The sequence below is a fragment of the Desulfosporosinus burensis genome (assembly GCF_054657535.1).
In genome coordinates, this window is record NZ_BAAHYN010000028.1 from 1 (window position 1) to 22,111 (window position 22,111).

General features: G+C 49.2%; 19 protein-coding genes and 1 pseudogene. All 20 read left to right on the forward strand.

Annotated features, from left to right (window positions below):
• Positions 1-55: 55 nt before the first annotated feature.
• Positions 56-1,567: pseudogene (locus tag ACYQ3Q_RS27685) on the forward strand (ABC transporter ATP-binding protein); the annotation flags it as partial.
• A gap of 253 nt (positions 1,568-1,820) precedes the next feature.
• Positions 1,821-2,033, forward strand: coding sequence for a ParA family protein (locus ACYQ3Q_RS27690; RefSeq protein ID WP_459931624.1), 213 nt, complete (start codon positions 1,821-1,823; stop codon positions 2,031-2,033).
• Positions 2,034-2,547: 514 nt separating this feature from the next.
• On the forward strand, positions 2,548-4,083 hold the full coding sequence (locus ACYQ3Q_RS27695; RefSeq protein ID WP_459931625.1) for an acyl-CoA carboxylase subunit beta: 1,536 nt from the start codon (positions 2,548-2,550) through the stop codon (positions 4,081-4,083).
• 47 nt (positions 4,084-4,130) lie between these two features.
• Positions 4,131-4,352 (forward strand): biotin/lipoyl-containing protein, encoded by a 222-nt coding sequence (locus ACYQ3Q_RS27700; RefSeq protein ID WP_459931626.1) that lies wholly within the window; start codon positions 4,131-4,133, stop codon positions 4,350-4,352.
• Positions 4,353-4,399: 47 nt separating this feature from the next.
• Positions 4,400-5,758, forward strand: a complete 1,359-nt coding sequence (locus tag ACYQ3Q_RS27705; RefSeq protein ID WP_459931627.1) for an acetyl-CoA carboxylase biotin carboxylase subunit — start codon at positions 4,400-4,402, stop codon at positions 5,756-5,758.
• 11 nt (positions 5,759-5,769) lie between these two features.
• Positions 5,770-7,983: an acetate--CoA ligase family protein gene (locus tag ACYQ3Q_RS27710; protein WP_459931628.1), complete on the forward strand. Its 2,214-nt coding sequence runs from the start codon at positions 5,770-5,772 to the stop codon at positions 7,981-7,983.
• An 88-nt stretch (positions 7,984-8,071) separates the two neighbouring features.
• A complete protein-coding gene (locus ACYQ3Q_RS27715; protein WP_459931629.1) occupies positions 8,072-9,082 on the forward strand; it encodes a tripartite tricarboxylate transporter substrate binding protein in 1,011 nt (336 codons plus the stop codon).
• A gap of 73 nt (positions 9,083-9,155) precedes the next feature.
• Positions 9,156-9,599, forward strand: coding sequence for a tripartite tricarboxylate transporter TctB family protein (locus tag ACYQ3Q_RS27720; protein WP_459931630.1), 444 nt, complete (start codon positions 9,156-9,158; stop codon positions 9,597-9,599).
• Between the two features lie 36 nt (positions 9,600-9,635).
• Complete coding sequence (locus ACYQ3Q_RS27725; protein ID WP_459931631.1) at positions 9,636-11,126, forward strand: tripartite tricarboxylate transporter permease; 1,491 nt, start codon at positions 9,636-9,638, stop codon at positions 11,124-11,126.
• 62 nt (positions 11,127-11,188) lie between these two features.
• Entirely contained in the window at positions 11,189-11,494 is a 306-nt protein-coding gene (locus ACYQ3Q_RS27730; RefSeq protein WP_291300712.1) for a UxaA family hydrolase, read from the forward strand.
• 22 nt (positions 11,495-11,516) lie between these two features.
• A complete protein-coding gene (locus tag ACYQ3Q_RS27735) occupies positions 11,517-12,662 on the forward strand; it encodes a UxaA family hydrolase (RefSeq protein ID WP_459931641.1) in 1,146 nt (381 codons plus the stop codon).
• A gap of 48 nt (positions 12,663-12,710) precedes the next feature.
• Positions 12,711-13,808 carry an Ldh family oxidoreductase gene (locus ACYQ3Q_RS27740; protein WP_459931632.1) on the forward strand — a complete coding sequence of 366 codons (1,098 nt, stop codon included), beginning with the start codon at positions 12,711-12,713 and terminating at the stop codon, positions 13,806-13,808.
• A 6-nt stretch (positions 13,809-13,814) separates the two neighbouring features.
• Positions 13,815-15,281 (forward strand): SLC13 family permease, encoded by a 1,467-nt coding sequence (locus ACYQ3Q_RS27745; RefSeq protein ID WP_459931633.1) that lies wholly within the window; start codon positions 13,815-13,817, stop codon positions 15,279-15,281.
• A gap of 324 nt (positions 15,282-15,605) precedes the next feature.
• Positions 15,606-16,373, forward strand: coding sequence for an IclR family transcriptional regulator (locus ACYQ3Q_RS27750; RefSeq protein WP_459931634.1), 768 nt, complete (start codon positions 15,606-15,608; stop codon positions 16,371-16,373).
• A gap of 320 nt (positions 16,374-16,693) precedes the next feature.
• Entirely contained in the window at positions 16,694-17,761 is a 1,068-nt protein-coding gene (locus ACYQ3Q_RS27755; protein ID WP_459931635.1) for a mandelate racemase/muconate lactonizing enzyme family protein, read from the forward strand.
• Positions 17,762-18,205: 444 nt separating this feature from the next.
• Positions 18,206-18,421, forward strand: a complete 216-nt coding sequence (locus tag ACYQ3Q_RS27760) for a 4Fe-4S dicluster domain-containing protein (RefSeq protein WP_459931636.1) — start codon at positions 18,206-18,208, stop codon at positions 18,419-18,421.
• On the forward strand, positions 18,414-19,538 hold the full coding sequence (locus ACYQ3Q_RS27765) for a 2-oxoacid:acceptor oxidoreductase subunit alpha (RefSeq protein ID WP_459931637.1): 1,125 nt from the start codon (positions 18,414-18,416) through the stop codon (positions 19,536-19,538). The genes ACYQ3Q_RS27760 and ACYQ3Q_RS27765 overlap by 8 nt, the downstream gene beginning before the upstream one ends.
• Positions 19,531-20,337, forward strand: coding sequence for a 2-oxoacid:ferredoxin oxidoreductase subunit beta (locus ACYQ3Q_RS27770; protein WP_459931638.1), 807 nt, complete (start codon positions 19,531-19,533; stop codon positions 20,335-20,337). Before ACYQ3Q_RS27765 ends, ACYQ3Q_RS27770 begins: the two co-directional genes overlap by 8 nt.
• Positions 20,337-20,924, forward strand: coding sequence for a 2-oxoacid:acceptor oxidoreductase family protein (locus ACYQ3Q_RS27775; protein WP_459931639.1), 588 nt, complete (start codon positions 20,337-20,339; stop codon positions 20,922-20,924). Before ACYQ3Q_RS27770 ends, ACYQ3Q_RS27775 begins: the two co-directional genes overlap by 1 nt.
• A partial coding sequence (locus ACYQ3Q_RS27780; RefSeq protein WP_459931640.1) for a HEAT repeat domain-containing protein occupies positions 20,887-22,111 on the forward strand: 1,225 nt, incomplete at its 3' end. The genes ACYQ3Q_RS27775 and ACYQ3Q_RS27780, both read left to right, overlap by 38 nt.

Consider the following 22,111-nt stretch of genomic DNA (forward strand, 5'->3'; position numbering starts at 1 on the left):
AAAGGACCGAGGCCGCAGCCTCGGTTTTTCTTATTTTAGTACGTTAGGAGCAGCTATGAAAACAATTGCGAGAATTAAAATTGAAAAACTCCTCTTTCCGAATGAAGAAAAACCTGCGCTCAAAAACATTGATTTTGAAATTAATCAGGGAGATTTCATCGTCATTACCGGGGGAGTAGCCTCTGGGAAATCGATTCTACTGCACTCCATCACAGGCGCTATCCCTCACTACCACAAAGCGGAATTAACTGGACAAGTCACAATCATGGGGAAAGATATTAAGGACATGAGCCTGAATAGAATGTCCGATTATGTGGGATACATGATGCAGGAACCCCATAATCAAATTATCAGTCTGGATGTCTACGAGGATGTTGCCTTTAGCCTCGGCAATCTGGAAACTCCTTTGCAACAAATCGATCAGACGGTTAAAACGACCTTGGAATTTGTAGGTCTAACCGGCTATGAAAACAGACAGACAGCTTCTCTTTCAGGCGGGCAGGCCCAACGGGTTGTTTTGGCCGGCGTTTTAGCCCTCAATGCCCCTATCTTAATTCTTGATCAGCCGACCGCGGAACTCGATCCCCAGGGTCGCTCTGAGCTTTATGAGCGGCTGGGTCAGTTGAATAAAACTCAAAATTTAACCATTGTTTTGGTCATGGACCGCATTGAAGAAGTCCTGAACTATGCCAACAGAGTCTTCTTTATCAAGGATGGTGAAATTCTCAAACAGTGTCGGCCTGAGGAATATTACAAGGAGCAAATCGAGTATCGAAAAGGAAGGTTAAACTACAACACTTCCTTCAATTTGACGAACAGTAAGTCCAATGAAATTATTGTGGAAATTACCAAGGTTTCCTACCATTACAATCATGATTTACTAGGTTGTGAAGACATTAATTTAAAAATTAATAAGGGCGACTTTTTATCGATCATCGGCTTAAACGGCTCCGGAAAATCTACCTTGGCTAAATTACTTATTGGTCTCCTAAAGCCTTCTAAGGGTGAGATTAAAGTCTTTAACCAGACTCTGAGTAAGGAAAACCTGACAAAGATCCGTACGCAGGTGGGCTTTCTGTTTCAAAACCCCGACTATCAGATCTTTGCAAACACTGTCGAAGAAGAAGTTGGATTTTCACTGAAGCTAAGGGGTGAACAGCATGAAGTAATCGAACAATCAATTGCTGAATGCCTAAAATTTGTAGGGCTGCTGGACTACAAGGAAATGCACCCTCAACGCTTAAGCCGCGGCCAGCGCCAGCTTTTGGCACTAGCCTCCATCCTCGTCAGTGATCCGGAATTCATCATCGCCGACGAACCGACTTCGGGCCTTGACGAAACCCAAGGGTATATGATCATGGATAAACTTTTCGAACTATCGAAAAATGGCAAAACGATTCTGCTGATCACCCACGATCTGAATATGGCAAAAGACTATTCAAACCGGATAATTGCCTTGCATAACCATCGCCTTCAAATTGATATTTCGACAAGAGATCTCAATCAACATCTCGATACGCTTAAAGCAATTGGTCTGAGCTTCCATAATCTTATTTCATTCAAGGAGGAGTACAAAAGCATATCTGGAGAACTGGAGGAAGTACGAAAGAAAAGACTTGAGTATGATAAGGTAAACGAATCAAAAACGAAAAATGGTGGGATTCAACCATAAGCGGGATGTTGGAGAATGCGTGAGTTATAATAGGCATAAATCAGCAGAACCCAGTAAACAAGCGGGTTTCCACCGATTTATGCCTATTTTTTATGCCCTTTTCAGGGGGCAAACATCAGCAATTTTAATGATAAGGAGGCAATTGAAAATGTGTAAAATAGTACCGGTTGCGAATCAGAAAGGTGGTGTATCAAAAACAACAAGTGTCCGCAATCTTGCCTATTCTCTTGCTGAATTAGGCTATCGAATTTTGGCAGTGGATTACGATCCCCAATCCAATTTAACGGCTTCTCTTGTGGTGGAAGATGAAAATGAAAACAGGGATATCCCAATGAAACAGAGGGACAGGTTCCTTGTTTAAAAAACAGTGTACCTGTCCCCCTGTTTTACCCCTGTTTTACGGGAAAACTGTACGATCCGTTTGAACGAGCGGACGGAGGAAGGCTTGCAGGGATATTGGAATGAAGGCAGTTGGCGGTTGAAAAATAGATAAATTAAGGAGTTTCCGGGAATACTTGTTTGCTCGGGCCTTTTGTCAAAAGCTGTTCAGCCAGGCCGCCGGTCGGGCTTTATAACATTAACGGTAAACCTCTGTGAAATTGACAAAAGATTGCGTCAATAGTATTGACAAGTATAAGACGCCGTCTTATACTTTAATAAGACGGAGTCTTACTATTAACAATTTTCAATAAACTTCCACTGCCCAAAAGTTCTATATAACCGGTTATCTGGAAAAAGGGGTATGCGTTAACCACGGTAATTCTTCATCCACCGGCGCATAAAATCTTTATTTCTGGGCGCTCGGGGATAAAATCAAGGGATTGCGTTAACAACAGTTTTTTATTGAAATTCATGTAAACGGGGGGTATGACAGAATGGGATTCGAAGAGTTAATGAAGGACCTAGAGGAGAGGAAGACCAAGGCGCAGGGGATGGGCGGGCCGGAAAAACTGGCTAAGCGAAAGGCTGAAGGAGTGCTCAATGCTAGGGAGCGGCTTGACTACCTAGTTGATGACGGTAGTTTTATCGAGTCCGGCCTTTTTGCCAATGCAATCCGGCCCGAAGTTCGCCATAAGTCGCCGGCCGACGGGAAAATCGCTGGGGTTGGGAGGATAAACGACCGCGAGGTGGCCGTTGTATCCAATGACTTCACGGTGCTCGGTGCATCGAGCAGCTCCATCAACATGAAGAAAATAAGGCACATGAAAAAGATCTCCATACGGAGGGGGATTCCGCTTATACTTCTTGGGGAATCCTCAGGGGCGCGAATGCCGGATCGCATGGGGGCGGCGGGGCGTGCCACCATGGGTCAGGACCCCACCGAATACATGCGCATGCGGGAAGCTCCAATGGTTTCGGCTCTCCTGGGAGACTGTTACGGGTCTTCTACCTGGTACACCTGCATGTCGGACTTCACTGTAATGCGCAAGGGCGCCACCATGGCCGTGGCCAGCAGCCGGGTGACTTCTATTGCCATAAACCAGCCAGTTGACCCTGAGGAACTGGGTGGCTGGAAGCTGCACACCGAGGTTACCGGCTTTGTTGATGTGGCTGTTAATACCGACGAGGAGGCGCTGAAAGTAATCAAGGACTTCCTCAGCTACCTGCCAGGAAACTCCAATGAGGCTCCCCCGGTATATCCAGTACCGCTTGAATCAAACGAAGGGTCCGAAAAAATACTGGAGATTTTTCCCGAGCAGAAGAACCAGGTGTACGATGTAAGGGATATAATAAAGTGCATCGTGGACCAGGACAGCTTCTTCGAAATCAAGCAGCGCTTCGGAAAATCCATTGTGACTAGCTTCGCACGCCTTGACGGGAAGAGTGTGGGCATTATAGCCAACAACCCCAAGTTCAAAGGTGGGGCCATCGACGTGGACGCAATGCGGAAGGCCACTAGTTTTCTTGTGATGTGCGACTCGTATAATATCCCGCTGGTGTTCCTGGCTGACCAACCCGGGTTCCTGGTCGGGGTGGCCGGGGAAAAACAGGGAGCGCCCGGAAGGATCATCAACTGGTTGAACGCCCTCACCCTCTGCACCGTGCCAAAAATATTGGTGATTATGAGGAAGGACTACGGCCAGGCCTACCTTAACATGGGCGGCGGGCAGAACTCCGACGAGGTTATTCTGTGGCCCATGGCCGACCTAGGGTTCATGGACCCGTCGGTGGGAGTTAACGTCCTCTACAAGGTAACGGAGAAGGACGACCCGGTCCGCTTTAAGCAGCTGCAAGATGAACTGGCTCGGGACACCTCGGCATGGGACCTTGCCGGTCTTTACGAGGGCCACATGGTCATCGACCCGCGTCAGACCAGGGCCACCCTGATCAGGCTGATGGAGATTTACAGGAAGGGCATGAATAACGGCGTGGGCAAGCACCTTATGCGAAACTGGCCGACCAGCTACTAACAGTGGATTTTCTCACATTCTAATAAGAATAACCGGGAGGAATAAATATGGCTTTGATTGAGGTAAAGGCGGAGACTACGGGGATGGTCTGGAAAATCGCTGTAAAACAGGGGGACAGGGTTTCCGAGGACGAGACTATGATCACCATGGAGTCGATGAAAATGGAAGTTCCTATGTTAGCCCCCGAGGACGGGACGGTTAAGGAAATACTGGTTAAAGAGGGGGACCCAATCTCCGAGGGTGATGTCACCGTTATTCTCGAAGTGTGATAATTTCCTGGAAAATATAAAAGACATACAAAATCGGGGTGTTTGAAATGGAATTTAAAAAAATTTTGATTGCCAACAGGGGAGAGATAGCCAGGCGGGTTATAAATACCTGCAGGAAAATGGGGATTAAAACCGTGGCCGTGTACTCCGAGGCTGACCAAGAGGCGTTGCACGTCCGGGAGGCCGATGAGTCGGTTCTCATCGGACCTGCACCAGTGGCCCAGAGCTACCTCAATTCGAAGGCCATTATTTCCGCGGCCAGAGAGACTGGGGCCGACGCGATTCATCCGGGGTACGGTCTACTTTCCGAAAACGGTGACTTTGCGGCTGAATGTGAAAAAAGTGGCATTATCTTTATAGGGCCCTCTAGTCAGGTTATATCCGACATGGGCAGCAAGATTGAGGCCCGCCGGAAAATGATGGCCCTAGGCGTTCCCGTCGTGCCAGGTAGTGAAGAAGCAGTCGAGTCGCTGGAGGAAGCCCTAGAGTTGGCCCGGAAAATTGGCTATCCGGTAATGCTTAAGGCAAGTGCGGGCGGCGGCGGGGTCGGGATATCCATTCTCGGTAGTCCCGAAGAGCTGGAGAAGGGCTTTCAGAACATCCGTGATCGCTCTCGCCTCTACTTTGGCAACCCCACCGTGCTCTTGGAAAAGTTCATCGAGAGCCCAAGGCACATAGAAGTACAGATTGCTGCCGACCAGTTCGGCAATGTCGTACATCTCTTTGAAAGGGAGTGCTCGGTGCAGAGGCGCCACCAGAAGGTCTTAGAGGAAAGCCCATCTCCCTTTCTTAGTGAGGATTTGCGCAAGCGGCTGCTGGCGTCAGCGATCCAGGGTGTAAAGGGTATCGGGTACAGGAATCTGGGGACCATGGAATTTATTTTCGGACAGAACGGGGAGTTCTATTTTCTTGAAATGAATACCAGGCTTCAGGTGGAGCACCCCGTGACTGAGGCCGTAACCGGGCTCGACCTTGTAGAGTGGCAGATCAGGATCGCCCAGGGCGAGCAGCTACCGCTGTCCCAAGACCAGATAAGCTCCCAGGGCCATGCCATGGAGTGCAGGATTTACGCCGAGGATCCCGTCAGGCTTATACCATCCCCGGGGACAATTTCAAGGTTGGCCTGGCCGATGGATGGCGTCAGGATTGACGCTGCGGTGGAGGAAGGTTCAGTAGTTTCACAATATTATGACCCGATGATTGCCAAGCTGGTTGTTCGGGGTGAAGACCGACAGGAAACTATAGGGGCAATGAACAGGGCGTTGTCACAGACTCAAATAGAGGGGATCAAGAACAATATATCGCTGTTGCTAAATGTGGTCCACAATGATGAGTTTATCAGGGGGAATTACAGTACTGGTCTAATCGCCGACCTTCAGAATGCGACGAAGAAGAAGGGCAGATAGACTTTTAGCTTTTGGCCCTAGCGGCAGGATTAGGATGGCATAAGGGGGGATTTACCATTCAAACCGAAGTTAACTTTTCCCTAGATAAGTTTTTTAACCCCAGATCAGTGGCGGTAGTGGGTGCCGGGAGCAGCCCCAAGAAAATGGGGTCGCGTACATTAAGGCTGATTAAGGAGTTCGGATTTACCGGAGGCCTTTATGCAGTCAATCCAAGGAGTGAATCCTGCTGTGGCGTACCAGGCTTCCAGCGGGTGGTCGATATACCAGAAGAAGTTGACCTGTGCATTATTGCCGTCCCGGCGGTCATCGTACCTACTGTGGTGGCCGACTGTGCGGAGAAGGGTGTTCCGGTGGCCCAGATACTAACCAGCGGGTTCGGTGAGGCCGGGACCGAGGGACGAGAGGCCGAGAGGAAAATAATTGATCTGGCCCGGGGAAAGACTAGGATCATTGGCCCCAATTGCATGGGCGTCTATTCCTCCGCCGGGAGGCTCACGTTTATAACATCCGCCGACAACACCGTGGGAAATATTTCAATCTGCTCCCAGAGCGGCGGGCTGAGCATAGAGATGGTCCTCCAGGCTAAGGCCCGGGGAATGAGTCTTGGCAAGCTGGTTTCCATGGGAAACTGCTTGGATCTGGACCCGGTGGATTTTCTTAACTTCCTGGGGCAGGATCCGGGAACCGAGGTCATTGGGTTTTACCTAGAGGGGCTCCGGCGAGGCAGAGAATTTCTTGATGCTTTGACGAGGGTAGCTGCGGTTAAACCCGTTGTGATACTCAAGGGGGGTCGCACTGACCTCGGGGCCAAGTCGGTAGCCTCACACACCAATTCTCTGGCGGGCCAGTACGATACCTGGAAGGCTGCGGTTATGCAAGCTGGCGCCATTGCGGTGGAAGGTATTGATGACTTCTTGGCAATGCTTACTGCCCTCCAGGGCTTTGTTCCTCGGCCATCCGGAAAAGGGTTGGCTCTAGTGGGAAACGGAGGCGGGGCGACAGTCCTAGCCACTGACCTGCTGGCCGAGCGCGGGCTGACTTTGGCGACCCTTAACGGCAGGACAAAGGCTGCCATTATGGAAATAGAGATGCCTGCCGGGTCTTCAGTGGGAAACCCCACTGACACCCCCGCCAGCGCGCTTCATAAAAAGGGCGGCGAGGCACTGGGAACAGTGATCAACCGTCTGCTCGAAGATCCAGCCGTAGGCGGGGCCATAGTCCATTTTAATCTACTTGCTTTTATAAATTACGACAACCCGAGCATTATGGCCGAGGGGATATCTGCCACCCTTTTATCAGTGGCCGGGAGCAAAAAGCCTGTTTACGTGGGCCTCCGGGCAGTGCCTGATCAGGCCGTAGAAAGTTTAAGGCTGCAGATTCTAGATGCTGCCCGCAAGGCCCAACTTCCCTGCTTCCACTCCGCGTACGAGGCCGTAAGCACCATGGCCGGGGTTTACAAGTGGTCTCAGCGCCCGCTTCCGGTGCCCAGAAGCAAATTTTCCGGGGTGTCTAGTCAGTCGGTCGACGAAGCAAGAAATATTATTACTGGGTTACAGGAAAAAGGAGTAAAATACCTGTCCCAGGAGAGCGCTTTCAGCCTCCTTGACCTTTTCGGAATCCCTCATCCTGAGTTAAGGATGGCCCGGAGCCCGGAGGAAGCTGCTCATGCCGCTGCAGAAATAGGTTTTCCGGTGGTCATGAAAATTGACTCTCCCGACATAGTCCACAAAACCGAGGCCGGGGGGGTCCGGGTTGGGCTGAAGAGCGCTGCTGAGGTGGTAGAAGCTTTTGAAGGGATATGCTCATCCGCCAAGCAGTACAAGCCGGACGCCTTTATCAACGGGATACTGATTCAGGGGATGTCCTCGGGATCAGTACAAGAGATGATCTGCGGACTTAAAAGGGACCCCGTTTTCGGCGGGGTGTTAGTCCTAGGTATCGGTGGAGTACTGGTAGAAGTACTAAAAGATGCTTCCATGCGCGCTCTTCCCCTTGCTAAGGGGGAAGAGGGTCTGATGTGGAGGGAACTGGCAGGGTCAACACTGCTAACCGGATACCGTGGCAGGCCCGTGGCTGACCTCGCTGCCCTAGAAGACCTAATCGAGCGAGTTGCGGAGCTGGGCCAAAACCTTCCGGAGATCGCCGAAATGGACCTCAACCCGGTAATGGTTATGAAGGATGGGTCGGGGGTCAGTGTTGTGGACTGCAGGATAATAATCAGTTAGAAAGAGGGTGATGGAGGGGGGGTATCAAGCAGGAATACATGGCAAGGGTATCTAGAACTTTCAAAAATAGAAAAAGGAGGAATTAGGTATGCTAAACGGGACAAAACAATATTTTAAGAAGTCCGGTATTATCCTTCTGGCCCTTCTCCTAGTCTCCGGAATAGCCGGTTGCTCGTCCAAAAATGCGCCCACAGGCAATGATCCACAAAAGGTGGCTGATGACTACCCGAACAAGCCCATTACATGGGTGATACCCTTCGACCCGGGTTCCGGCGCGGACATTTTCGCCCGTACCCTCGGGAAATCGGTAGAAAAAAATCTCGGACAGAATTTCGTCTACTTAAACAAGCCGGGCGGGAGCGGCGGCATCGCACTTTCATACTTGAAGTCCCAGCCCACTGACGGCTACACAATCGGAAGCCACTCTTCCACCATGGTGTATTCGATCGCCTCTAAGAGCATTCCATACAAGATTGATGACGTTTCCTATATTGCTAGGATCAATGCAGACCCCGAGGTACTCGCGGTTCCCGGTAACAGCCCGTTCAAGACCCTAGAAGACTTTATCGCCTATGCCAAGGCTAACCCCGGAAAACTGAAGGTAGCTGGAGTGGGTGCTTTCTCTACAGCCAGCGCGGTTTCAGATCAATTGAAAGCCAAGGCCGCCATCCAGTATGACTACGTCCCCTACCAGGGAGGCAACGAGGCTGCGGTGGCTATCCTGGGCAGCAACGTTGATGCAGGCTGGTATACAAGTAGCAATGTGCGCAACTACCTGGAGAGCGGGAAGGTACGCTTACTAGCCCTCGCCACCAAGGACCAAGACCCCAGCTTAAAAGGCGTGCCCACGCTAAAAGAAAAAGGATTTGACATAGAAATGATACTCTGGCGTGGAATCATAGCTATTCCCGGAATGCCCGAGGCCCGGGTTAAGAAACTGGAAGACGCCTTTGCCAAGGCCATGACGGATCCAGATTGGCTCAAATACATGGAACAGGAGAAGCAGGTTGAAGCCTACCTGCCCTCGAAGGAATTTACGGAGGCTGTGAAAACCGAAAATACCTTAGCCGAGAAAGCAACTACTACGCAAAAAAAATAGTGTCTCATCTAAACCTGTAGAAAAATTTTAAGGGGGGCGGAAACATACGCCCCCTAAAAAAGGAGGTAGAGATTTGAATTACAGAGTAGGGTCAATAGTTTTAACATCGGCTTTTACCTTAACGGGAGTCATGATTATATACCAGGCCTTACAGTTTCCCTCAAATGAAGATCTGGGCCCAGCCTTTTTCCCGAGTGCAATCGCTGTTCTGATGTTAGCCTTCTGCGCAATCGTACTGCTAAGGAGTTTCCGAGTGAAGTCAGAAAAAGTGGAATTTAACAACAAGCTTATCGAAGCGCACTCCTTAATAATTACCGTTCTTTTTTTGATCTTATGGGGAGCTTTCCACGATCTGTTTCTACTGTGGGTATTTCTTCTGTCCTGTGGGATGTTCTGGGGGTTCCAGGGATGGAAGGTCAGAAATATCAAGGTGCTTTTAACTGGCTTAGGAATCGGCTCGGGAGTAACCCTCTTCGTATATCTTGTATTTGGCGTATTAATAAATTTAAATTTTTAATATTGTAGAATCAAGAAAATGTTTGGAGGTGAGTGAATGGTCTTGGCTGCATTCGCTACTGTCTTTACTCTATATAACCTGTTGTTAATAGCCATTGGCACGCTAGTGGGACTGTTCGTAGGGGCCTTGCCAGGCCTGGGCGCTGCTATAGGGGTGGCCCTGATGCTACCTTTTACCTATTCTATGGATACACTCCCGGCCATACTCATTCTAGTTGCACTCTACCTTGGTTCTGAATACGGCGGTTCAATCTCTTCCATCACCCTAGGTATACCTGGGACGCCGGCTGCCGTGGCCACCGTCTTGGACGGCCACCCTATGGCTAAGAAAGGATTCCCGGCCAAGGCCATAGGATATTCCCTCTTTGCCAGTACTATCGGAGGCCTCTTTGGGGGGGCTGTGCTTATCGGCTTTTCCGGCCCTTTGGCTAACGCCGCAGTTAAGCTAGGAGCACCAGAATATGCTTTTATCGGATTGCTAGGTCTGGTCGCTGTGGCCACCCTCTCCACCAAGGACGTTTTCCGTAGCGTGATTTCGGTGTTCCTGGGTCTCCTGCTCAGCGCTGTGGGAATGGATGCCCTTACCGGCCAAACCCGTTTTGTGTTTGGTCGCATGGAATTGGTGGAAGGGCTACCTATGGTGCCGATACTGATAGGTCTATTTGCAGTGTCTGAGGTGATCCAGATGATTTCTGACGGCGTTAACAAACGCTACGAAGGCCAGACCCTAGGCCTGAATTCGGGCCTCACGCTCAAGGAGATAAAGACTGTTAGCAAGCCCATGCTGTTAGGGTCGTTAATTGGAAGCGTCGTGGGCGTCATCCCAGGGCTGGGCGCGGGCCCCGCTTCTTGGTTTAGTTACAGTCTTGCCAAGCGCTTCTCTAAGGACCCGGACAGCTTCGGCAAGGGAAATCCGGAAGGAATTGCAGCCCCTGAGTCCAGCAATAATGCTACGGTGGGCGGAGCATTGGTGCCCCTTCTGGCCCTCGGAATACCGGGATCACCTACCACCGGCATCATTCTCGGTGCCTTTGTAATCCATGGTATACAGCCGGGCCCCCAGGTCTTTGCACAGAACCCTGAGCTGGTCTACGGACTGTTTATCGGTTTCATAGTGTCCGTGCTGGCCATGTATGTGTTTGGTCGGTTGACAACGCCCATTTGGGCCAGAGCGCTAGCGGTACCTAATTATATACTGATTATTTCGATCCTGGTTCTGTCCTTACTCGGAGCGTTCACAAGCAGGATGTTGGTTTTTGACGTGTATATTGCGGTGGCAATGGGCATAGTAGGGTTCTTCATGAGGAAGTTAGACTATTCGCTGCCTTGTTTCATCTTGGCGTTTATCCTGGGCGGTTTTATCGAGATCAACTTCCGCAGAAGCCTTATAATGTCCAATGTCGGCTACGGTATATTTGTGAACAGGCCGGTTTCGGCGATTCTTCTGGGGCTGATGGCTATCATGATATTTTTCATGGTTAAGGGAATGATTAATGACAAGAAAAAGAAGGCAAAAGTCGTTGGCTAGTGCCGCATTAATGTTGCCACGTTATCGGGAAGTATTAGGCGCTTTGAATTAAACAATAGGAGTTGATAGTTATTAAGAACTCAGTATTGCTACATGAAAACGATAATGTTGTGACCGTCATCCGGGATATCACAGCCGGGGAAGAGGTTTGCTACGAAAAAGGCGGGGCGGTCAAAAAGGTTACAGCCACCGAGAGCATACCTCTCGGGCATAAAGTGGCCTTATCAGAAATACGGGAGGGCATCAAAGTTATAAAGTATGATGCCGTTATAGGATGTGCAAAGAAGGATATTAAGGTCGGGGACCTTGTCCATGTAAACAACCTTGAAAGCATTCGTGGGCGCGGCGACTTAAACACAAGCAACTGAGGAGGTCAATATTTTGAACTTTATGGGTTATAAAAGGCCCGACGGTCGTGTCGGGATTCGAAATCATGTGGCTGTGATAGCGGCCATGGACAACGTCAATAATATTGTCAGGAATATTGCGACCCAGGTCAAGGATGTGATGCCTCTAACGATATGGTACGGGCGCGGACAGTACGGGGCTGACGAGGAGCTTACATTCAGGACCCTTGCAGGGATGGGCGCAAACCCTAATCTACACAGCGTTCTGATAATCAGTCTGGAGCCCGTTTCCGCCAAAAAACTGGCCAAGGCTATTATGGAGTTGAGTGGGAAGCGGGTTGAAATCGTTACGGTGCAGGAATGTGGTAATAGCATAAACGCCACGGCTGCCGGGGTGGAGATTGCTATGGACATGGTGACCCAGGCAAGCGAGCAACAGAGGGAATTGGTAGGCTTCGACAAGCTTGTACTGGCGGTAGAGTGCGGGGGGTCCGACACCACCTCTGGGATCGGGTCCAATCCTGTCCTTGGGAAGGTTGCCGACTGGGTGATCGATAACGGCGGCACGGTTGTGCTGTCGGAGACCTCGGAGTTCCTGGGGGCCGAGCACATACTGTCCGGACGAGCTGTGAACGAAGATGTGCGTCAGAAGATTCTGTCTATAGTGAACAACGTCGAGGCACAAGCCACAGCCCGCGGCGTCAGCATTCTGGGGGCCAACCCGGTGCCTGACAACATTGCCGGAGGGCTGACCACCATCGAGGAAAAATCCCTAGGGGCCATCATTAAGGGCGGGAGCAAGCCGATTCAGGGCGTGCTCGAGTACGCTGAGCCGCCTCGGGGCACTGGCCTATACCTTATGGACACCCCGGCTCCGGCTCTAGAGTCAATGACTGGCCTTGCCGCCGGAGGGGTCCAAGTGATTCTTTTCAGCACCGGAAAGGGGAATATAGTGGGATGTCCCATCTGTCCCACTGCCAAAATAACCGCTAACCCGGTAACTGCTAAGAGAATGGCCCCTAACATTGATTTGGATGTATGTGACGTATTCTACGGAAATATTACTGCTGAGGAGGGAGCCGACCCACTTCGGGACCTTGTCGTAAGGATCTGTAACGGTCGGAAGACCCGTGCCGAAATCTTGGGTAACGAAGATATAGCTTTGAATAGAATTCAGCCCACTGTCTGACCTGCGGACTAGGAGGTCGCAGGTCAAGCCAGGGCCAGCTGACTTGTTTTGGCGAAGGGAAGTGACGGAGTGGAGGACCACGTAATTATACCGACCGAACTGCTTGAGGAGGCTGTGACAGTCCTACTCAAGGCACTGGGTCTGCACGGAGAAGAGGCAAAAATAGTTATCGGCACCCTGGTTGACGCCGACCTTAGGGGGGTAAGCACTCACGGGGTATTCAGGCTGAAGGCCTACGCCGAAAGGATAATTGCCGGAGGCCTCAACCCCCGGGCAAAAATAAGCGTGGTGCGAGAAGCGTCCACTATGGCTGTTCTGGACGCGGACAACGGCTTTGGCCAGATCGCCGCATATCGTGCAGCCCAACTGGCGGTAGAAAAGGCCGGACAGAGCGGCGCGGCCTTTATAGGTGTTAGGAACAGCAGCCACTTTGGCCGGGCCGGCTATTTCACCGAATGGATAGCAAAGCATGACATGATCGGATTTTGCTTCTCGAATGCTTCACCGAGGCTTGCCCCGTGGGGCGGCAGGGAAAAGATGCTAGGAAACAATCCCTGGTCTGCTGCCATACCTACAGGAGGCGAGCCTATAGTGCTTGATATGGCGAACAGTATCGCCTCGGCAGGTAAAATTCGCAGGGCTGCCCAGGCCGGAAGCGCGATACCGGAGGGATGGGCGTTGGACTCGGAGGGAAGGGAGACCACCGATCCCCTCGAAGCCCTTCGCGGAGTGCTGCTTCCGTTTGGCGCCCATAAGGGGTACGGGATCACGCTGGTGGCGGGAATCCTAACCGGCGTGCTGGCCGGAGGAGTTTGGGACAGCCAGGTGACCCCAGTGGACGAGACAGGCCGGTCGCAGCAGGTTTCCCACCTTCTGGTCGCGGTCCGCATCAGTGACTTTATGCCGGCGGAGGAATTTAAGGAGCAGGTCAACCGGATTGCGATCGAAATTAGGAAGTGTCCACCCGCCGAAGGGACTTCGGCAGTTTACGTCCCGGGAGACAGGGGCCACGAAAAGCGGTCAGCGGCCCTGCAAGGCGGGGTGCCGCTGGCTGAAAGGACCTTTCGCTCCCTGAATGACTTGGCCGACCGCTTGGGAGTTTCCCTGCCAAAAGGATGGCCGCTCCCAAATCGGATGCAGGTTTGATGGGAAATGGCAAATTTAATTTTACCATCTGCAAAAGGAAAATCACTAGAATTTCCCTGGGGAATTGTGCTGTCATATATGCTGCTACTGCTGCCCCTAGCCGTGTATATTTTTTACAGCGCCTCGGGCGCAGTAGGTAGCCCGGTGGCCAAACAGGTGGTTGCCGGCACTCTGCTGCTGTCGTCCACCGCGCTCTGGATCGCGGGATACATTCCCAACATCGCCACCTCCATCTACGTACTGGTCTGCATTTCCATGCTGGGCCTCGGCAGTACCAGAGAAGCTCTGGAAGGGCTCTCCAGCAATTCGGTCTTAATGTTTTTCGCATATAGCATTATAGCTTACGGCATGGCAGAGTCTGGGCTTCCGCGGAGGATTGTGTTTTTTCTTCTGAGGCTGGCCAACGGCAAAATAAGACTGGTAATGCTGGCATCGTTCGCTGCCGTGGTGCTTTCTGTGCTCCTGATACCCATAGGTCTTGCCCGGGTGGTAATGTTTTACCCCATTTTTTCAAGGCTTGTATCCTCTCTGGAACTGAAGCACGACAGTAACCTGATGAAGAGCCTGATGCTCGGGACGGGAATGCTATCAACCTATTGCAGCACAGGGATCATGACAGGGGCAACGTCCACCATCCTGGCAGTAGACCTATTCGGGAAGTTCGCAGGGATTCAGTGGGGCTACATTGATTGGCTGGCGGCCTTTTTCCCGGCGGTTGTCCTTTACACGCTGACGCTCTATGTAACGGTTTTGAGGGTGATACCGCCAGAAACGTGTGATGTCGGACAGGTCAGAGACTCACTGAAAGTTCAGTGGGAGGCACTGGGGGTCGTTTCGAAAAGGGAATGGAAGGCCCTGCTGGTAATAATGGGAACCATCGGGGCCACAGCTTTCGGTGGAACCCTGGGAATAACGCCGGTAAGTAGCTCGCTAGCGGGTGCATTACTAATGATAATACCACCTCTAGGAGCTAAGGACATGCGCGAGCTCATGTCCTCGGTGGAGTGGAGCACAATTTATTTTTTCGGAACCATACTGTCGCTGGGGGACGCGGTTCAACGGTCCGGCCTTATGGGTTCCATGGGAAAGTCTCTTTTGCTGCTCTGCCAGTCAACGCACCTCAATATTGAGGTCATTGTGGTTTTGATGTTGGTATTTATAATATTTCTGCGCATTCCTCTGCCCGCTGCCACCCTGTTTGTCGGGATAACTTTGCCCATGGCCTTTGCCGTCGCTAAAAGCATCGGGCTAAATCCAGTCTGGTTTGGAATGCTTGCATTTCAGGCAGGAAACGTGTTGATAATCTTTCCGAACCAGTCCCCGTCCTTGGTATACGCATTTCAGAAAACCGACCTTAGGCTTTATGATGTGGGGCGAGTCGGGATCAGGGTTTTTTGGGTGATGCTGGCAGTGATGATCTTGATCTCGATTTTATACTGGCCCAACAAGGGGTATCCAGTTTGGCTATCGTGATGTTATAATGTGATATATTATATATGTTTCCAGTGGTAAAGCACATATTGTTGCCTGTCTGCTTTATCACACTTGGTAAATTATAGGATTGACACAGTCCTTGATTCAAAATAAGCTTATCAAACTTTAAAAGATGAGGTTTGCTCTATCGTAGTGTTCAAGGAAATAATTACAGAGCCTAGAGTGGATTTCATAGAATTTAGAAGAGTGTCGCCCATCTGAAGTTTATGAAAAAGTGTGAATCCTTTTCAGACCCAGGCAAGAGAAAACGGATTCACTTTTCCCGACAGGGGTTAAAACATGGGGACAGGAGGCTTTTATTAAATGGTCACCAAGAGAATAATGGTCCTGGAGCAGGCCATAAACGTAGTGAACTGTTTCACCGGCTTGAAGTCAACCCTGAGTCTGACTGAGTTAGACTCCATGCTGGACATACCTAAAAGCTCACTTCACAGGATACTTGTCTCGTTGACCCACAAGGATGTTCTGATGCACGACAAGGAAAGGCAGCAGTATACCCTTGGTAAGACCTTCCGGGGGTGGAGCGCCACCATGTTTCACCGCCTGCGCCTTGATGACATTGCCCACCCGTTCCTAGAGTCGTTCAGGAACCAGTCCGGCGAAACAGCCACCCTTTCGATGCGAGTGGGGCTAATGCGCACTTACGTATTTATGTTTGAAAGCTCCAGTGAGGTCCGGATGTCGGTAGAGTTGGGGAAGATGCTTCCACTTCATGCCGGGGCAAACGGCAAGGTCATCCTGGCCCAGATGTCACCGAACGAGGTTGAGCAGACCATTTCCGAAATCGGCCTGTACAGCATCACACCTTCTACCATTACAAACCGCGAGAAACTCCTGGATGAACTCAAAAAAATAAAGGAGGAAGGGTTCGCCATCAGTGCTGGGGAACGTGTGCAGGAAGCGATGACTGTCGCAGCCCCTCTCTTTTCAAGGGACGGAGAGCTAATAGGTTCTATTGGCCTTCACGGGCCAGCCAGTCGCTTTACCATGGATATGGCCAGGGAGTGGGGAATAATACTTTGCAGGGCGGCTGAGGAGATATCTAGGAATGTAGCCTGGTCAAAACCGTAGGCTATATTCAGCCCGATCCCGGAAAAACTCTAAGCCAGATTAGATTTTTTCCTTGAACAAAGCTTCATTTAGCTCAACGATCACCTTTGAGTCGAGGCGTTTACGAAAATAGACCATTCCGGATTATCTAAAAGACAACATTAGCATGCTGAAGACAAATGTAAGTTAATGTAGTTTTTTTCAATAATCTGTTTCTAATTATTTCATAGTTATTTGAAGGAGGTTTACCTTGAAAATCACAAATGTAGAAGGAATCAGCCTAGCTGTACCCTATTGAAAACGCGATTAAAGCACCTATCAGCATTCCCCACGCAGACGAATTGGAAAAAGTTGTTTTTCAAGAATACCGTACTACTTTAGTGAAAATTGAAACAGACGAAGGAATAACGGGTTATGGCGAATGTATGGTCCGTCTAGCTCCGACAGCAACCAGGGATATTGTCAATTATATGAAACCGATACTTATAGGTAAAGACCCTACAGATACTGAATATATCTGGGAACTTCTTTTTGGGGCCATGATGAACAGGGGACATTACCAGGGATTTTATATCGAAGCTATTAGCGGTATTGATGTAGCGCTCTGGGATATTAAAGGGAAGGCTTTAAATGTTCCTGTTTATAAACTCCTTGGTGGCAATAGTCACCCCAAAATTTGGGCTTATGCATCCTCTATCCGTTTCAGGGGTATGGAAACCATGTTAGCAACAGCACAAAATTTTGTAGATCAAGGTTTTACTGCCATGAAAATGAAAATCGGTCAGGGTATAGAGACTGATGTTATGGCTGTGGCTGCAGTTCGCGAACACGTTGGCAAAGATATCACCTTAATGGTTGATGCAAACTGCGGGTATGATGTTAAAACTGCGCTCCAAGTTGGTAAAGAATTAGAAAAATACAATATTAGATGGTATGAAGAACCAATTTCTCCTGATGACTATGAGGGATACAGAAGATTGTCGGAATCCTTGAATACTCCCATCGCTGCCGGAGAGGCCCACTTCCTAAGATATGGTCTCAAGGATTTGATTGTAAAAGGCAAAGTTGACATAATTCAACCCAATGTCTGTAGAGCGGGTGGATTTACAGAATGCTTAAAAATTCATGGTTTGAGTAGTTCCTTTAATGTACCGTACTTAACTCATACCGGAAGTTCATCTGCGGTATGTATTGCTGCTTCATTACACCTAGCTGCTGCTTTACCAGATTGCTTTATCTTTGAGGACATGCAAAGCGATTGGTCTAAAGACCAAAAAAATCCCTTGCGTTGGGATTTAACACCGCTCCCAATTAAATCCTTCAAAGAAGGTTTCCTAGAATTAGAAGATAAGCCTGGTTTAGGTATGGAAATTAATGAAGATGTAATTCAAAAACACCGATTATCATAAGAATCCTAAAGGGATTCGTAATCAAGCGACATTCCTGCGAGGGACTGTCGCATTGAACTATTTGAGCTCTTTAATTTTAAAGGCCAAACACCTCTTGGCCCAAGTTTGTTGTTCCCTTTTTTACTTAGTTTACCAGCTTACCCAAAGTTCCTTTTTTTAGATTATACCTGCCGATGAACTCAAACAAGATGATGCTCACGAAAACGGAAATAAAACTATCGTTTGAGGAGCTACTGAGAACATTGGTTTTGGGGGAGACCTAGTCTTCGGTTTATCCTTCATTAAAATAAACGACAGCCAGTCGCTTTGCATGCAGCGGGGCCTAATGTAGCGTCACGACCCTGGGAAGTGAGCGATCTCGTTAAAAAAGCTGAGGAAAGTGCCCGTTGGCAGAGCATTTAATACCGGATTAGTATTCGGGAAGCATAAGGAGATGTTTAGGCTTTGGTACTAGCAATACAGACTGCTACCATTTTAGTCAGTCAAGATTGGTGCAAGAAGTGTGGAATATGTATAGCATTTTGCCCTAAAAAAGTCCTGGAAAGCGACGAATTTGGCAAGGTTGTGGTGGCCAAGCCTGAGCAGTGCATAGCCTGTAAGATTTGTGAACGGCTTTGCCCAGACTTCGCCATTAATATCGAGGTGACTAAAGATGAATAAAGCCAGATTAATGCAAGGAAATGAAGCGGTAGCCGAAGGGGCCTTGGCGGCCGGAGTTCTTTTTTACGCCGGATATCCAATCACACCCTCCACAGAAATCGCTGAAATCATGGCCGAGAGGCTGCCCTTAATCGGGGGTACTTTTATCCAAATGGAAGACGAAATAGGAAGCATGGCAGCGATCATTGGGGCTTCCTTAACAGGGCTCAAAACCCTGACCGCAACGAGCGGGCCAGGATTTTCACTGAAACAGGAGAATTTGGGGTATGCCATTGCTACGGAAGTTCCCTGTGTTGTGGTCAATGTCCAAAGAGGAGGTACCAGTACAGGACTACCAACGTCTCCCGCCCAAGCTGATGTTATGCAAGCGAGGTGGGGCACTCATGGCGACCATTCGATCATTGCCTTAACGCCATCCTCAGTGCAAGAGTGTTATGAACTTGCAGTAACAGCCTTTAATTTTGCCGAGGAGTTTCGAATTCCCGTCATTTTACTCATGGATGAAGTGATTGGGCATTTGCGTGAAAAGGTAATCTTACCTCAAGAATTAACCATCGTCGATAGGAAAAGGCCAGCAGTACCGCCGAGTGAATATGTTCCTTATGAAAACAATGCGAGCATGATTCCAGCCATGGCGAACTTTGGCGACGGTTACCGTCACCATGTCACAGGGTTAACGCATAATGAAAAGGGCTTGCCCACCGGGAACCCTGACGTGACCAAAAAGTTTATGCAGCGTTTAACCCTGAAGCTAACTCCTTATTTAGAGCGGATCCAATTAGTCGAAGAGGTCCAGCTTGACGATGCCGAACTGATCGTGATTGCTTACGGCTGTACCGCCCGTTCAGCCTTGGAGGCGGTTCATCTGGCCCGCAGCTTTGGCCTAAAGGTTGGACTCTTTCGTCCCATTACGATTTGGCCTTTTCCGCAACAACAGCTGGAGACGTATTCTAACCGGAAGTACTTAGTTGTGGAGATGAACTGCGGTCAATTAGTCGGCGAAATCGAACGAATCTTTGGTTATAAAGCAGTCGAACACCTAAACCGCATTGACGGAGAATTAATCACTCCCCAGGAAGTTTTGGACAGGATTCGGGAGGGGATTCAAAATGTTTAGTGATATTGCTCAATATTTCCGGACCGAGACGTTACCGCATATCTGGTGCCCGGGTTGCGGCATAGGAACCATCATGGCCGCCATCGTCCGAGCCATCAAAACCTTGCAGCTTGACCAAAATAAGGTGATTTTTGTGTCTGGAATTGGCTGTTCCTCGCGCATGCCGGGTTACTTAGACTTTAATACCCTCCATACGACCCATGGCAGAGCCTTACCCTTCGCCACGGGAATTAAGGCAGCTCGCCCGGAGTTGGAGGTCTTCGTGATCATGGGAGATGGAGATTCCACGGCCATTGGAGGTAATCATTTAATTCATGCCGCTAGGCGCAATATCGATCTAACCGCCATAGTTATAAATAATAACATTTACGGTATGACGGGGGGGCAGACCTCGCCCTTAACCCCTCATGCCAAACGGGGAACCACTTCTCCGTTTGGCAACCTAGAGAGACCCTTTCAAATTCTGGAATTGGCTAAAGCAGCAGGAGCTACCTATGGGGCCAGAGCCACGGCTTACCATAATCAACTCCTGACAAAATTAGTCATGGATGCCTACAACAATCCGGGTTTTTCACTCGTAGAAGCCATTTCCCAGTGTCCTGTTTCTTACGGACGAAGAAATAAATTTAAAACCCCAGCCGATATGCTGATCTGGCAAAAGGAGCATGCCTTCAAAGCGGGTAAGCAGCCTTTAAGCGAGGAAGATTTCCAAATTGGCGAGATTTTTAAGCGACAGGCACCAGAGTTTACACAAGAATATGAGAAACTAAGACATAAGTTAAGGGAGGGCAGTCTCTGATGGCTAAACAAGAATTTCTGTTAACCGGAACGGGCGGACAAGGTCTGATTTTAGCGGCGATCATGTTGGCTGAGGCAGGAATTAATGCCGACCAAAATGTCGCCCAGAGTCAAAGCTATGGTCCCGAGGCTAGGGGCGGTGCCAGTCGGGCTGAAGTCATCATCGGCAACGAAGCGATTTATTACCCGAAAGTGGAAAAACCTGATTTTGTCTTAACCCTCAGTCAAGAAGCTTATAAAAAGTACGGTTTGCCTCTGAATGAAGAGGCGATCCTGATTGTGGATAATTCCTATGTGACAGAAGTTAAGCCACGAAGTATCAATTTTTATTCTCTGCCGATCACTAAAGCTGCTCGAACTCAATTTGGTTCTGAACAAAGCGCTAATGTCGTGGCTTTGGGAGTCGTGGCTTCATTAAGTGGACAAATTCCTTTGGAGCATGTTTTGCAGGCAGTTGAGCATCGGGCACCGAAAGGGACCGCAGAACGAAACATCAAAGCTCTGGAATTAGGGTGGCAGATGGGAATGGAAGCTGGGAAGGTGATGAGCAGTGGCGGAATTAAAGTTAATGAAATGGGACTGGACTAAGCATGATTTAAACAGCTTACAGGAAAGCCTGGCCGCCGTTTTATTAGAGGAGTGGGGTGGGCCTAGAAGTCCTCTTGCTCTTAAATATATCAATGAAACGATTATTCCAGATCTCGTCTATTGTTTTTGCAACAATGCGGACTTACTGACCAATTCCACCTTTGCCGAGATAATTCAATGGAAATTAAAAAACCAGTTTGCAAACCCTTCCGCTGTGGTCGTGGATTTAGCCAATGACTTACTAATACCAGCGCAAAAGATTATCAACCGTCCACAAATTACGGATCCTAAGGAACCTTGGCGCCGAATTTTCCGCCTCTGGATCGGTGAAGAATCCCTGCCCAATATCGCCGAAAGGACTGGCTATCCTTTAGATTATCTTGATCTATTGGTATTAAGATTAAAAAAGGTCAAAGCGTTTACGGCGAATACTAGGGCAAGTCTCTTAGAATGCCAACAGAACTCCGAGTTGAGAGAATTTGGCTTCGAACAGCTAAGTTTCTTCTACCAATTCCACACTGCTGTCACTGGAGAACCTTTATATAAGGAACGCCTAAAATTGGAACAGGTGATTTGGGACCTAGGAATGCCTTTGCAAGTCCAAGATTTAGTGACTTTGCTGGAAATTATTCATACTCATGAAGGCCAGTTGGATGAAGACTCGTTAATTTCAGCCATGGGCGAAGCTGCCGGAATATGGGGATACGGAATGGGGGCCTCTGGTGGAGACCAACGAGGTATTCTATTTTCGTGCGGCATAGATGGACTAATTTCTCTGCATTATATTCAGAAGAATAAAGCCGGCAAATTAACCCTTAGTGAAAAAAGCGCTCAAACCATTGCCGGTTATCTGCTCCCTAAACTTGGGGAGCAGTTGAAGAGGGCAATTTCAATTCATGATCTTGACTTGTCCAAACGAATTCTACTGAGTCAAAATCAGGAAGTTTTAATTCGACTGATTGATTGGACTTTGCGTGAATTAAACCAAGAACAGGCCTTGGAAGTACTAAGCGGTATCTATCAAAAGGTTAGCAGACGGGTCGATATCTACTTACTAAAGGTGTTCGCCAACTTTCCCTTGGCCTTTGATCTACTGATGAAATGCTTAGGAGACAATGACAGCTTAATTCGAGCTAGATCCTGTGAAGCCTTAGGGCGTATTGGCAATAAAGGCGCTGTTTTTTCAA

Bases quoted from the DNA above. Each gene is read 5' to 3' on its own strand.
- ACYQ3Q_RS27690 (WP_459931624.1), top strand. From the start codon at position 1,821: ATGTGTAAAATAGTACCGGTTGCGAATCAGAAAGGTGGTGTATCAAAA.
- ACYQ3Q_RS27695 (WP_459931625.1), top strand. From the start codon at position 2,548: ATGGGATTCGAAGAGTTAATGAAGGACCTAGAGGAGAGGAAGACCAAG.
- ACYQ3Q_RS27700 (WP_459931626.1), top strand. From the start codon at position 4,131: ATGGCTTTGATTGAGGTAAAGGCGGAGACTACGGGGATGGTCTGGAAA.
- ACYQ3Q_RS27705 (WP_459931627.1), top strand. From the start codon at position 4,400: ATGGAATTTAAAAAAATTTTGATTGCCAACAGGGGAGAGATAGCCAGG.
- ACYQ3Q_RS27715 (WP_459931629.1), top strand. From the start codon at position 8,072: ATGCTAAACGGGACAAAACAATATTTTAAGAAGTCCGGTATTATCCTT.
- ACYQ3Q_RS27725 (WP_459931631.1), top strand. From the start codon at position 9,636: ATGGTCTTGGCTGCATTCGCTACTGTCTTTACTCTATATAACCTGTTG.
- ACYQ3Q_RS27735 (WP_459931641.1), top strand. From the start codon at position 11,517: ATGGGTTATAAAAGGCCCGACGGTCGTGTCGGGATTCGAAATCATGTG.
- ACYQ3Q_RS27745 (WP_459931633.1), top strand. From the start codon at position 13,815: ATGGCAAATTTAATTTTACCATCTGCAAAAGGAAAATCACTAGAATTT.
- ACYQ3Q_RS27750 (WP_459931634.1), top strand. From the start codon at position 15,606: ATGGTCACCAAGAGAATAATGGTCCTGGAGCAGGCCATAAACGTAGTG.
- ACYQ3Q_RS27765 (WP_459931637.1), top strand. From the start codon at position 18,414: ATGAATAAAGCCAGATTAATGCAAGGAAATGAAGCGGTAGCCGAAGGG.
- ACYQ3Q_RS27770 (WP_459931638.1), top strand. From the start codon at position 19,531: ATGTTTAGTGATATTGCTCAATATTTCCGGACCGAGACGTTACCGCAT.
- ACYQ3Q_RS27775 (WP_459931639.1), top strand. From the start codon at position 20,337: ATGGCTAAACAAGAATTTCTGTTAACCGGAACGGGCGGACAAGGTCTG.